The 13,281-nt window shown below is 60.3% G+C and carries 10 protein-coding genes; all 10 read left to right on the forward strand.

Features of this window, described 5'->3' with window-relative positions; all coding sequences use genetic code 11:
* The first annotated feature begins 29 nt into the window (after positions 1 to 29).
* The 10 genes from ACQ4W7_RS21705 (at position 30) to ACQ4W7_RS21750 (ending at position 13,268) form a co-directional block, all read left to right on the forward strand.
* Positions 30 to 1,166, forward strand: coding sequence for a PAS domain-containing sensor histidine kinase (locus tag ACQ4W7_RS21705; RefSeq protein WP_436533161.1), 1,137 nt, complete (start codon positions 30 to 32; stop codon positions 1,164 to 1,166).
* A 137-nt stretch (positions 1,167 to 1,303) separates the two neighbouring features.
* Positions 1,304 to 1,984, forward strand: a complete 681-nt coding sequence (locus ACQ4W7_RS21710) for a response regulator transcription factor (protein ID WP_426073973.1) — start codon at positions 1,304 to 1,306, stop codon at positions 1,982 to 1,984.
* A 154-nt stretch (positions 1,985 to 2,138) separates the two neighbouring features.
* Positions 2,139 to 2,846 (forward strand): transposase, encoded by a 708-nt coding sequence (locus ACQ4W7_RS21715; RefSeq protein WP_436533163.1) that lies wholly within the window; start codon positions 2,139 to 2,141, stop codon positions 2,844 to 2,846.
* 194 nt (positions 2,847 to 3,040) lie between these two features.
* Complete coding sequence (locus ACQ4W7_RS21720) at positions 3,041 to 7,741, forward strand: glutamate synthase-related protein (RefSeq protein WP_436533165.1); 4,701 nt, start codon at positions 3,041 to 3,043, stop codon at positions 7,739 to 7,741.
* Positions 7,742 to 7,819: 78 nt separating this feature from the next.
* Complete coding sequence (locus ACQ4W7_RS21725) at positions 7,820 to 9,283, forward strand: glutamate synthase subunit beta (protein WP_426073970.1); 1,464 nt, start codon at positions 7,820 to 7,822, stop codon at positions 9,281 to 9,283.
* 257 nt (positions 9,284 to 9,540) lie between these two features.
* Positions 9,541 to 10,350 carry an ABC transporter ATP-binding protein gene (locus tag ACQ4W7_RS21730; RefSeq protein WP_426073969.1) on the forward strand — a complete coding sequence of 270 codons (810 nt, stop codon included), beginning with the start codon at positions 9,541 to 9,543 and terminating at the stop codon, positions 10,348 to 10,350.
* Complete coding sequence (mlaE, locus tag ACQ4W7_RS21735) at positions 10,347 to 11,132, forward strand: lipid asymmetry maintenance ABC transporter permease subunit MlaE (RefSeq protein ID WP_426073968.1); 786 nt, start codon at positions 10,347 to 10,349, stop codon at positions 11,130 to 11,132. The genes ACQ4W7_RS21730 and mlaE overlap by 4 nt, the downstream gene beginning before the upstream one ends.
* A gap of 79 nt (positions 11,133 to 11,211) precedes the next feature.
* On the forward strand, positions 11,212 to 11,682 hold the full coding sequence (mlaD, locus tag ACQ4W7_RS21740; protein ID WP_070346035.1) for an outer membrane lipid asymmetry maintenance protein MlaD: 471 nt from the start codon (positions 11,212 to 11,214) through the stop codon (positions 11,680 to 11,682).
* Entirely contained in the window at positions 11,679 to 12,560 is an 882-nt protein-coding gene (locus tag ACQ4W7_RS21745; RefSeq protein ID WP_436533168.1) for an MlaA family lipoprotein, read from the forward strand. Before mlaD ends, ACQ4W7_RS21745 begins: the two co-directional genes overlap by 4 nt.
* A 72-nt stretch (positions 12,561 to 12,632) precedes the next feature.
* Positions 12,633 to 13,268, forward strand: coding sequence for an MlaC/ttg2D family ABC transporter substrate-binding protein (locus tag ACQ4W7_RS21750; protein ID WP_426073966.1), 636 nt, complete (start codon positions 12,633 to 12,635; stop codon positions 13,266 to 13,268).
* Positions 13,269 to 13,281: the final 13 nt, after the last annotated feature.

Below are 13,281 nucleotides of genomic sequence, written 5' to 3' on the forward strand. Positions count from 1 at the left end.
GCGCATTCCATTCTCGCCAGGCAAAACGCATGCTGCCCTTTCTGCCCTTTCTTCTACTGCTGCTTGCCGGCGTCATCCTTATGGCGCTGCGTTTCGTCCAGTTGCGCCGCGCCCTGCTGCGCGCGCGAGCGGGCGAAGCGCAGTTCCGCCTGCTGGCCGAACACGGCCGTGACGCGACTTTCCTGCTCGACGCCACTACCCTCGAATTGCTCTACATCAGCCCCGCCGCGCAGCGCCTGACGGGCCATGACTTGCCCGCCTTGCGCGAGCACGCGGCGCGTCTGACGGCAGACGTGCCGGCCCGGCTGCAGCGCTGGCGCGATGGCGATGCCAGCCGTTTGACCCTGTTGCGCGAAGTGGCGCTGCCGCATGCCGAAGGGCATCCGTTGGCGCTGGAAATCAGCTCGACTATCGTGCCCGCGGCGGCGGGGCGCAGCATCACGCTGGTGGGCACGGTGCGCGACGTCAGTGCTGCCCAGGCGCAGGAAGCGGAACGCGAAAAGGAGCAAAAGCGCTTCGCCTCGATGCTGTCGCATGAATTCCGCACGCCGCTGGCCACCATCGACGGCGCCATCCAGCGCCTCGTCTCGACATCGAAAGATGCCGACGAGGCCACGCGCAAGCGCTATGTGAAAATCCAGACGGCCGTCGACCGTTTGCTGGGCATGATCGATGATTACCTGTCACCTGAACGCATGGCGTCCATCGGCCGCGAGCGGGCTGCCGACGGCGTCGCGCCGCTGGCCTTGCTGCAGCAGGCGGCCGCTACCGTACCGGACAACTACTGCGTGCAGCTGGACCTCGATGAGGACTTGCCGGCCAGGCTGCGCTGCGATGTGCCCGGCATGGCCTTATGCCTGCAAATCTTGTTAGACAACGCCGTCAAGTTCAGCCCGCCGGGCAGTGTCATCATCCTGTCGGGCAAGCTGGTGCCCGAGGGCGGCGTGGCGCTGTGCGTGCGCGATGCGGGGCCCGGCCTGCTGCAAGAAGAACTGGCGCAGCTGTTCGTGAAAGGAAGCCGTGGACGCTATGCGACGCATCCGGGTGCGGGCCTGGGCCTGTACATGGCGCGCGCCGTCGTCGAGGTGCACGGGGGGAGTTTGCAGGGGCATAATCTGCCCGAAGGCGGGGCCATTTTCCGCATTTGGCTGCCGCTTACTGTCTAGGCAAGGAAAAGCCTTGCTTCCGCTAAAGGCAACCGTGATAATTCCTTGACGTAAACCTATTGTGCCGTCCATCATGGTGCAGAAGTGAATGGCATGGTTTGCCCACGGTAGCTCACTAACGGAAGAATGGCGTAGCAATGACGAAAATATTGATCGTCGAAGACAATCTGGACTACGCGGAAGACATGGCGGAGTTTCTCGTTGAGCTCGAACACGAAGTCCATATCACCAGCTCCGCTGGCGGGATGTGGACGGCGTTGAGTCATGGCAATGTCGGCGTGGTCGTGCTGGACCTGGGCTTGCCCGATGAGGACGGCTTCAACGTCATCCCCCGCATGCGCCAGCTGTATCCGCAAATCGGCGTACTGGTGCTGACGGGGCGTGTCGCTTTCGACAGCCGTATCCTGGGCTTGCGCCTGGGCGCCGACCATTACCTGACCAAGCCGATCAAATTTCCCGAACTGGCCGCCCACATCGAGGCGCTCGACCGTCGCGTCGGGCCGCAAGATCCCGTACTGGAACCTGGTAAGTGGACCTTGAAAGTAAGCGCTCGCCAACTTGAGCTGATGGGCGCCGTCATTGCCCTGACGGAAAAAGAATTCAACTTCCTGCACCTCTTGACCATCAATACCCGCCCCGTGCCGCGCGACGTCATCGTGGCTGGCATGGGTGGCGAAGATCCCGATGCGGGCCGCCGCGTCGATATGCTCGTGTACCGGCTGCGCAAGAAAGCCAAGACGGGCCTGGGCCAGGACTTGCCGCTGCGCAGCGCGTATGGCGAGGGCTACAGTCTGTCGGCCAGCTTTAATCTGTCCTGATCTCGATGCCACCCACCCGCAAGTCTGGGGGCTGCATAAAAGGGACAGAGTCAATCGTTTTTGCCAGTATGTTCAATAAAACAGGGTCAGAGTCGCGTCTTGTACGTGCAAGTGTGTAAAATCAAGGCCTTAGCCTTCATTTTTCGATTTTGCCATGGCCCGTTTGCCCCGCCTCATCATTCCAGCATTGCCCCATTACGTGATCCAGCGCGGCAGCAACCGCCAGCCCGTGTTCCTGGAGACGGCTGACTACGCGCAATTTTTGTCCTGGCTGAAAACGGGCGCGAAAATGTTCAAGGTGGCCATCCATGCCTATGTTTTGTTGCCAGATCAATTACATTTATTGGCCACCCCAAGCGATGCAACGGGCCTGGGACAGTTGATGCAGTGGCTGGGGCGCTATTACGTGCCGTATTTCAATCGACAATACGGCCGAGAAGGGGCTTTGTGGCAGGGACGCTACAAAACTTCCGTCATCGATCCCGACAATTTTTTTCTTACTTGCTGTCGCTACCTGGAGTGCGTCCCCGTGCAAACGGGTTTGGTGGGCCAGGCATTGGACCACGCATGGTCCAGTTATGCCCACCACGCGGGTGTGCGCCCCGATCCCGTCATCACTGACCATGCGCTGTACTGGGCGCTGGGTAATACGCCGTTCGACCGCGAGGCGGCGTACCTGCGCCTGTTCGAGCAAGGCCTGGGCAGCAGCCAGGTGAAAACCGTGGAACAGGCTGTACTCAAGGGCTGGCCGCTGGGTTCCGAGCCGTTCAAGCAGGCGCTGGAACAGAAAATGCAGCGGCAAGTGCTGCCTGCCAAGCGGGGCCGTCCCCGCAAAATCGTGTCCGAAGCAGACGCCAGTTGAAACACATTCGCATTTAAAACAAAAAATGGTTCCTTTCTAACGTTTTATTGAAATCGACTTGACTATGTCCCTATTAAATTTTTAGAGCGACGGAATAGAATTTAATTCGACTCCGACCCTAATTGTTGTAGTTGAGTTTTTTGTTGCGTTGCACTACTCTAGTTTTTCGATAGTCATATGCAGCGGAGAAGCCCATGAAAGCGCAAGGCCTGTACGACCCAGCCAATGAACACGATGCCTGCGGCGTCGGTTTCGTCGCCCATATCAAGGGCAACAAGACCCATTCGATTGTCGAACAGGGTTTGCTGATTCTGAAAAACCTCGATCACCGGGGCGCCGTGGGCGCCGATGCGCTGATGGGCGATGGCGCCGGCATCCTGATCCAGATTCCCGACCAGTACTACCGCGAAGAAATGGCCAAGCAGGGCGTGGAATTGCCGCCGCCTGGCGAATACGGCGTGGGCATGGTCTTCCTGCCCAAGGAACACGCGTCGCGCATCGCCTGCGAACAGGAAATTGAGCGCGCCGTGCGCATCGAAGGCCAGGTCGTGCTGGGCTGGCGCAACGTGCCCATCGATACGGACATGCCGATGTCGCCCACCGTGCGCGCCAAGGAACCGGTCATCCGCCAGATTTTCATCGGCCGCGGCCCGGACATCATGGTCACCGACGCGCTCGAGCGCAAACTGTATGTGATCCGCAAATCGTCGGGCCACGCCATCCAGGCCTTGAAATTGCTGCACGGCAAGGAATTCTTCGTGCCGTCGATGTCCGCGCGTACCATCGTCTATAAAGGCTTGCTGCTGGCCGACCAGGTGGGCGTGTACTACAAAGACTTGCAGGACGCGCGCTGCATCTCGGCCCTGGCCCTGGTGCACCAGCGTTTCTCGACGAATACCTTCCCCGAATGGCCGCTGGCCCACCCATATCGTTTGATCGCCCATAACGGCGAGATCAATACCGTCAAAGGCAACTTCAACTGGATGCGCGCGCGCGAAGGCGTGATGAAGTCGGCCGTGCTGGGCGACGACCTGCAAAAACTCTTCCCGCTGATCTATGAAGGCCAGTCCGACACGGCGTGCTTCGACAATGCGCTGGAACTGCTGCTGATGGCCGGCTATCCGATCGCCCAGGCGATGATGATGATGATTCCGGAAGCGTGGGAAAACCACACGACCATGGATGACAACCGCCGCGCTTTCTATGAATACCACGCGGCCATGATGGAACCGTGGGATGGCCCCGCCGCCATGGCGTTCACCGATGGCCGCCACATCGGTGGCACCTTGGACCGCAATGGCTTGCGTCCGGCGCGCTATATCGTCACCGACGACGACCTGGTGGTGATGGCGTCGGAATCGGGCGTGCTGCCGATTCCCGAATCGAAGATCATCCAGAAATGGCGCTTGCAGCCTGGCAAGATGTTCCTGATCGATCTGGAAGCGGGCCGCATCATCGATGACCAGGAACTTAAAAACACTTACGCCAACGCCAAGCCGTATAAAGCGTGGATCAACTCGGTGCGCATCAAGCTCGACGAGATCAAGCTGGCCGAAGGACAAGCGAAACAGGACCGCGCGCAGGGCGAAAAAGCCCAGCCATCGCTGCTGGACCGCCAGCAGGCGTTCGGTTACACGCAGGAAGACTTGAAATTCCTCATGGCGCCAATGGCCGTGGCCGGCGAAGAGGCAACGGGTTCGATGGGCAATGACTCGCCGCTGGCCGTCATGTCGAACAAATTGAAGCCTTTGTACAACTACTTCAAGCAGCTGTTCGCGCAAGTGACGAACCCGCCGATCGACCCGATCCGCGAAGCGATGGTGATGTCGCTGGTGTCGTTCATCGGCCCGAAACCGAACTTGCTCGATACCAACAACGTCAACCCGCCAATGCGCCTGGAAGTGGCGCAGCCCGTGCTGGGCTTTGACGACATGGCACGTTTGCGCAACATCAGTGCCCACACGGGCGGCAAGTTCAAGTCGTATGAACTGGATATCTGCTACCCGCTGGCCTGGGGCAAGGAAGGCGTGGAAGCGTGCCTGGCCTCGCTGTGCGCGGAAGCCGTCGATGCCGTCAAGTCGGGCCACAACATCCTGATCGTTTCGGACCGCGCCATCTGCGCCGACCAGGTGGCGATCCCTGCACTGCTGGCCACCTCGACTGTGCACCAGCACCTGGTGAGCAAGGGCTTGCGCGCTTCCACCGGCCTCGTCGTGGAGACGGGCTCGGCCCGCGAAACGCACCACTTCGCCTTGCTTGCGGGCTATGGCGCGGAAGCCGTCCATCCCTACCTGGCCATGGAAACCCTGGCCGAGATGGCGCACGGCTTGCCCGGTGATTTGTCGGCCGACAAAGCCATTTATAACTACACCAAGGCGGTCGGCAAAGGCTTGATGAAAGTCATGTCGAAGATGGGCATCTCGACGTATATGTCGTACTGCGGCGCGCAAATCTTCGAAGCCATCGGCTTGAACAAGTCGCTGGTCGACAAATACTTCAAGGGAACGGCGTCGAACGTGGAAGGCATCGGCGTGTTTGAAGTGGCGGAAGAAGCGCTGCGCCTGCACGCGCTGGCCTTCGGCAACGATCCCGTACTGGCCGACAAGCTCGACGCGGGTGGCGAATATGCGTTCCGCGTGCGCGGCGAAGACCACATGTGGACGCCGGACGCGATAGCGAAACTGCAGCACTCCACGCGCAGCAACAATTTCTCCAGCTATAAAGAGTACGCGCAAATCATCAACGACCAGAGCCGTCGCCACCTGACCCTGCGCGGCCTGTTCGAATTCAAGCTCGACCCGACCAAGGCAATACCGCTCGACGAAGTGGAACCTGCCAAGGAAATCGTCAAGCGTTTCGCCACGGGCGCGATGTCGCTGGGCTCAATCAGCACGGAAGCGCACGCCACCTTGGCGGTCGCCATGAACCGCATCGGTGGCAAGTCGAACACGGGCGAGGGCGGCGAAGATCCGAACCGTTACACGCAGGAATTGAAGGGCATCCCGATCCGCCAGGGCGACACCATGGCTTCCATCGTGGGCGCCGAGCAGATCGTCGTCGATATTCCGCTGCAGGAAGGCGATTCCATGCGCTCGCGCATCAAGCAGGTGGCGTCGGGACGTTTCGGCGTCACGGCGGCCTACCTCAATTCGGCCGACCAGATCCAGATCAAGATGGCGCAGGGCGCGAAACCGGGCGAAGGCGGCCAGTTGCCGGGCCATAAAGTGTCCGAATACATCGCCAGCCTGCGCTTTTCCGTGCCGGGGGTGGGCCTGATTTCGCCGCCGCCGCACCACGACATCTATTCGATCGAAGATCTGGCGCAGCTGATCCATGACTTGAAGAACGCCAATCCGCGCGCCTCGATTTCCGTGAAACTGGTGTCGGAAGTGGGCATCGGCACGGTGGCCGCCGGCGTTACCAAGGCGAAAGCCGACCACGTGGTCGTCGCCGGCCATGATGGCGGCACGGGCGCCTCCCCATTGTCGTCCGTGAAACATGCGGGTACGCCGTGGGAGCTGGGTCTGGCCGAAACGCAACAAACGCTGGTCTTGAATGGCTTGCGCAGCCGCATCCGCGTGCAAGCCGATGGCCAGATGAAGACGGGCCGCGACGTGGTTATCGCCGCCCTGCTGGGTGCCGATGAGATCGGTTTCGCCACGGCGCCGCTGGTGGTCGAAGGCTGCATCATGATGCGCAAATGCCATCTGAACACCTGCCCCGTGGGCGTGGCCACGCAAGATCCGGTGCTGCGCGCCAAGTTCTCCGGCAAGCCCGAGTATGTCGTCAATTACTTCTTCTTCGTTGCCGAGGAAGCCCGTCAATTGATGGCGCAGCTGGGCATCCGCACCTACGATGAACTGATCGGCCGCGTCGACTTGCTGGACAAATCGAAGGCGATTTCGCACTGGAAGGCGCAGGGCCTGGACTTCTCGGCCATCTTCTACAAGCCGGAAACGCCGGATGGACTAGCCTGCCGCCATGTGGAATTCCAGGATCATGCGCTGGAGAAAGCATTGGACCACAAGCTGATCGCGCAAGCGCGTGCGGCGCTGGAAAAGGGCGAGCGCGTCTCCTTCATTTCGCCCGTGCGTAACTTGAACCGCACGGTGGGCACCATGCTGTCCGGCGAAGTGGCAAAAAAGTATGGCCACGCCGGCTTGCCGGACGACACCATCCACATTCAATTGCAAGGCACGGCCGGCCAGTCGGCCTGCGCCTTCCTGGCGCACGGCATCACGATCGACCTGGTGGGCGAGGGCAACGATTACGTGGGCAAGGGCTTGTCGGGCGGGCGCATCATCGTGCGGCCGAATACGGAATTTCGCGGCTGGGCCGTGGACAACATCATCATCGGCAACACGGTGCTGTACGGCGCGATTGCCGGCGAAGCCTTCTTCAATGGCGTGGCCGGTGAACGCTTTGCCGTACGCAACTCGGGCGCTACCACGGTGGTCGAGGGCCTGGGCGACCATGGCTGCGAATACATGACGGGTGGCACGGTGGTGGTGTTGGGCAATACGGGACGTAACTTCGCAGCCGGCATGTCGGGCGGGATCGCCTATGTGTATGACCCGGCCGGCGATTTTGCCAGCAAGTGCAACACGGCCATGGTCAGCCTGGACAAGGTCGTGTGCGCAGCGGAACAGCATCTCGACCGCGATGCTTGGCATTCCCAGCACCGCGACGGTGTGCCGGAAGCCGACGAAGTCATCCTCAAGCGCCTGATCGAGCGTCACTTCAAGCACACGGGCAGCACGCGCGCCCGCGTCTTGCTGGACGACTGGGCCGCGGCGCGCGGCAAGTTCGTGAAAGTTTTCCCGAACGAATACAAGCGCGCGCTGATTGAGATGGCTGCCGATGCCGCCATGGAAGTACAAGCCGTCGCCGCCTGAGCCAGCTAAGCTCATTGCCAATGAATGACCAGGGAGCGGCCCAGCCGCTCCCCGCCAGCAAATATAAAAGGAAACATCGTGGGTAAAATTACCGGCTTCATGGAATTCAAGCGCCAGGACGAACACTATCTGGAGCCTGCCGCGCGCCTGAAGAACTACAAGGAATTCGTGCTGCACCTGTCCGACGCGCAAGCCACCGTGCAGGGCGCGCGCTGCATGGATTGCGGCATTCCCTTCTGCACCACGGGTTGTCCCGTGAATAACATCATTCCCGACTGGAATGATCTGGTGTACCGCGGCGCCTACCGCGAAGCGCTCGACATCTTGCATTCAACGAATAACTTTCCGGAATTTACGGGCCGCATCTGCCCGGCGCCGTGCGAATCGGCCTGTACCCTGGGCATCCACGAAGATCCGGTCGGCATCAAGTCGATCGAACATAAAATCATCGACATGGGCTGGGAACACGGCTGGGTTACGCCGCAGCCGGCCCCTTTCAGCACGGGCAAGAAAGTGGCCATCGTCGGTTCCGGCCCTGCCGGCCTGGCGGCGGCGCAGCAGCTGGCGCGCGCCGGCCATGCCGTCACCGTGTTTGAAAAGAGCGACCGGGTCGGTGGTTTGTTGCGTTATGGCATCCCTGACTTCAAGATGGAAAAGTCGCACATCGATTTGCGCGTGAAACAGATGGAAGCCGAAGGCGTGGTCTTCCGCACCAGCGTACTGGTCGGCAAGGATTTCCCTGCCCACGTCAACAACTGGGCCAAGGAAACCATTTTCCCGGAAGACCTGGAAAAAGAATTTGACGCCGTCATCATGGCCGGCGGCGCCGAGCAGCCGCGCGACTTGCCCGTGCCGGGCCGCGAGTTGAAAGGCGTGCACTTCGCCATGGATTTCCTGCCGCTGCAAAACAAGGTCAACGCGGGCGATAAGCTCAAGGACCAGATCAAGGCGACGGGCAAGCACGTGGTGGTGATCGGCGGCGGCGACACGGGGTCCGACTGCGTCGGCACCTCGAACCGTCATGGCGCCGCTTCGGTGGCCCAGTTCGAACTGATGCCGCAGCCGCCGGAACAGGAAAACAAGCCGTTGGTGTGGCCATACTGGCCGACCAAGCTGCGCACCTCGTCCTCGCACGAGGAAGGCTGCGAGCGCGACTGGGCCGTGGCGACCAAGCGTTTCGAAGGCAAGGGTGGCAAGGTGGAAAAGCTGATCGCTTGCCGCGTGGAATGGAAAGACGGCAAGATGAGCGAAGTGCCGAACTCGGAATTCGAGATGAAGGCCGACCTGGTCTTCCTGGCCATGGGTTTTGTTTCACCTGTACAACAAGTGTTGGAAGCGTTCGGTGTCGATACGGATGCACGCGGCAATGTCAAGGCGACAACGGAGGGCGCTGGCTGCTACCAGACTTCGGTGGCGAAGGTGTTTGCCGCCGGCGATATGCGCCGTGGTCAGTCGCTGGTGGTCTGGGCCATCCGCGAAGGGCGCCAGTGCGCGCGCGCCGTCGATGAGTTCCTGATGGGAACCTCCCTGCTGCCACGCTAATTAACGAGCAATTGTTCGTTTTTTGACAGGGCCACGGCGCGGATTGCGACGTGGCCTTTGTTATTTTACTTATCAAGTAGACAGCCGTGAACGCCATCGGATGGGGACTCGATGCGCAGGTCAAATTTCCACTACAATATCTGACTTTCGATTCATTAGTGTTGTATTCTTCCCTTTACGGGGCTGTCCCAAGGGGTGTCTCAGCAGAGGTTGGCGTTTCTGCACTACAATACGCCATTAAAATAGTGAGTTTCGTCGTGCCAAATCTTGTTGAGATCCGTGATTTACACTTTGCCTATGGAGAACGTTCGATTTTATCGGGCCTTCAAATGGATTTCCCACGTGGAAAAGTTGTGGCCGTCATGGGTGGCTCCGGCAGTGGCAAGACGACCGTATTGCGCCTGATCGGCGGGCAGCTGCGCCCCAGTTCCGGCTCCGTGAATATCGACGGCCAGATCGTGCATACGCTCAAGACCGACGAGTTGTATCAATTGCGTCGCAAGATGGGCATGCTGTTCCAGCACGGCGCCCTGTTTACCGACTTGACGGCGTTCGAAAACGTGGCGTTTCCCCTGCGCGAACACACGGACCTGAATGAAGAGCTGATCCGCACCCTGGTGCTGATGAAGCTGAACGCCGTGGGGCTGCGCAATGCGGCACAATTGAAGCCAGCCGAGATCTCGGGCGGCATGGGCCGCCGCGTCGCGCTGGCGCGTGCCATCGCGCTCGACCCTGAACTGATCATGTACGACGAGCCGTTCGCCGGCCTGGACCCGATTTCCATGGGCGTGACGGCCAATTTGATCCGCAATTTGAACGATGCGCTGGGTTCCACGTCTATCTTGGTATCGCACGACGTGAAGGAGTGTTTCGCCATCGCCGATTATGTCTATTTTCTGTCATCGGGCAAGATCGTGGCGCACGGCACGCCGGCCGAGATGGCCGTGTCGACGCATCCGTATGTCAAGCAGTTCGTCAATGCCGAGGCCGATGGCCCCGTGCCGTTCCACTATCCGGGCAAGTCGCTGGCCGACGACCTGGGCCTGCACGCGGGAGCGAGCCGATGATCGCGCGTTTCCTGGCAGCGATCGGTGCATGGTTGCGGCTGTCAGTACAAGAGCTCGGCTTTGCCGTACGTTCGTTCTTTATCATCATCGCCTCGTCGGGCGGCCTGTGGCGCCGTCCGGGCCTGGTAATCGAGCAACTGTTTTATCTCGGCAGCCGTTCGGTGGTGATCATCGCCGTGTCCGGCCTGTTCGTCGGCATGGTGTTGGGTTTGCAAGGCTATTACACACTGAGCACCTTTGGCGCGACGCAGTCGCTGGGGCAGTTGGTGGCGCTGTCTTTGATGCGTGAACTGGGTCCGGTCGTCACGGCGCTGCTGTTCGCCGGCCGCGCCGGTACCTCGCTGACGGCGGAAATCGGCCTGATGAAGGCGGGCGAGCAGTTGTCGGCCATGGAAATGATGGCCGTCAATCCGATCCAGCGCGTGCTGGCGCCCCGTTTCTGGGCCGGCGTGATCGCCATGCCGATCCTGGGTGGCATCTTCACGGCGGTCGGCGTTATCGGCAGCTATCTGGTGGGCGTGGTGCTGATCGGCGTCGATGAAGGCTCGTTCTGGTCGCAGATGCAGGGCGGTGTGAATGTCTGGAAAGATATCGCCAACGGTACCTACGTTAAAAGTATGGTCTTCGGCATTGCGGTGACGTTCATCGCGCTGTTCCAGGGTTACCAGGCACAGCCGACGCCGGAAGACGTCTCCGGCGCTACTACGCGCACGGTGGTGATTTCATCGTTGATGGTGTGGTGGCTCGATTTCATGATGACGGCGTTGATGTTTAGCAAGTAATTGACGATCAGCGACAAACAGCGGGCCTGGGCAAGATGTTGCGCAGGCGGCAGCAAGTAAAAATTATTTAGGATTGTTTATGCAACGTAAATCTTTGGATGTCTGGGTCGGCTTGTTCGTCTTGCTGGGTGTGGCGGCATTGATGTTTTTGGCGCTCAAGGCCGGCAATATGAGCTCGCTGTCTTTCAGCAAGACGTATACCATTAGTGCCAAGTTCGACAATATTGGCGGCCTCAAGCCGCAGGCGCCCGTCAAGGGTGCTGGCGTGGTGGTGGGGCGCGTGGCGGAGATCCGGTTTGACGACAAGACTTACCAGGCGCTGGTGAAACTCGACATCGAAGATGGTTACAAATTTCCGAAAGACAGCTCGGCCAAGATTTTGACGGCCGGTTTGCTGGGTGAGCAATATATCGGCCTGGAAGCAGGCGGCGATCTGGCTAACCTGGCAGAGGGCGACAAGATCGCCCGTACTCAATCGGCCACAGTGCTGGAAGACCTGATCAATCAGTTCATCTACAGCAAGGCAGCGGAAGGAAAGGATAGCAAATGAGCGAGTCGACCAAGAAATCCCAAGGCAGTCTGGTACGTATCAGCCTGGCCCTGGCCATCGCCGCCAGCGTGAGCGCTTGCGCCACCGGCACCAATCCGCGCGACCCGCTGGAAGGGTACAACCGCGCCATGTTCAAGTTCAACGACACCGTTGACCAGGTGGCCCTGAAACCGGTCGCCACCGCCTACAAGAAGGTCACGCCGTCATTCGTGCAAACGGGCGTCGGCAACTTCTTCGGCAACTTGTCCGATGTGTGGAGCGCCGTGAACAACTTGCTGCAAGGCAAGGGTGAAGCTGGCTTGCAAGACGTCGTGCGTGTCAGCATGAACTCGACCTTCGGCCTCCTCGGGCTGATCGACATCGCCTCGCAGGCGGGCATTCCCAAGCACAGTGAAGACTTTGGCCAGACCCTGGGCTGGTATGGCGTCCAACCTGGTCCGTACGTGATGCTGCCGCTGCTGGGCCCATCGACCGTGCGCGACACGGTGGCCCTGCCGCTCGATATCACGGGCGACCCATGGCGCTACAAGGATCCTGCCTCGGTGCGCAATATCGGCACGGTGACGCGCGTGGTCGACAAGCGCGCCGCGCTGCTCGACGCGACCAACCTGATGGAAGCGGCTGCGCTGGACCGTTATGAATTCATCCGCGACGGCTTCCTGCAGGCGCGCGAAAGCAAGGTTTTCGATGGCGATACGGACCGCCGCGACCGCAAAGTGCCAAAAAACGACACCAGCGATTATGAGCCGGAGTACGAGGCAAAACCGCCACCGGCCAGCGACGCGCCTGCGGCCGCGGTCGCCGCCGTGCTGGCGCCCGAGGACCTCGTAACATCTGGTAGCAATACCGTTGCCTCCGAGGCCAGGCCGCAGGAGTAAACTCTGGTACAGAAACACCACGGCTGCGATCAACGCCAGCCGGTGCATAGCAACATCATGAAAGGTAGAACCATGAAATTGATGAAACAACTGCTGGCGATGGCGACCATCGCCTTTGCCACCGCCGCCCAGGCCGCCCCCGCTATGGAAGCGCCGGACGTATTGGTCAAACGCATCAGCCAGGACGTGATCGACACGGCCAAGAACGACAAGGCCATCCAGGCCGGCGATATCAAGCGCGTCACCGAGTTGGTGGAAAGCAAGGTCTTGCCGTACGTGGATTTCCAGCGCATGACTGCCCTGGCCGCCGGCCGCTTCTGGCGCGACGCCACGCCGGACCAGCAAAAGCAGCTGTCCGCGGAATTTCGCACCTTGCTGATCTACACGTATTCGGGCGCCCTGTCGCAGATCAAGAACGAAACTGTGGAATTCAAGCCGATGCGCGCCGATCCTGGCGATACGGAAGTGGAAGTGCGCTCGCAGGTCAACGTGGCGCGCGGCGAACCCGTGCCCCTGAACTACCGCGTGGCGAAAACCCCGTCCGGCTGGAAGATCTATGACATCAACGTGCTCGGCGCGTGGCTGGTGGAAACGTATAAAAGCAGCTTCGCCAGCGAGATCAGCAAGGGTGGCATCGATGGCCTGATCAAGACCTTGCAGGCAAAAAACAAGGCCCTGGCCAGCCGTCCCGCTGTCAAAGCCAAATAATCGGCTATCATAT

The sequence above is a fragment of the Janthinobacterium algoris genome, from assembly GCF_051380935.1.
GTDB lineage: Bacteria > Pseudomonadota > Gammaproteobacteria > Burkholderiales > Burkholderiaceae_D > Janthinobacterium.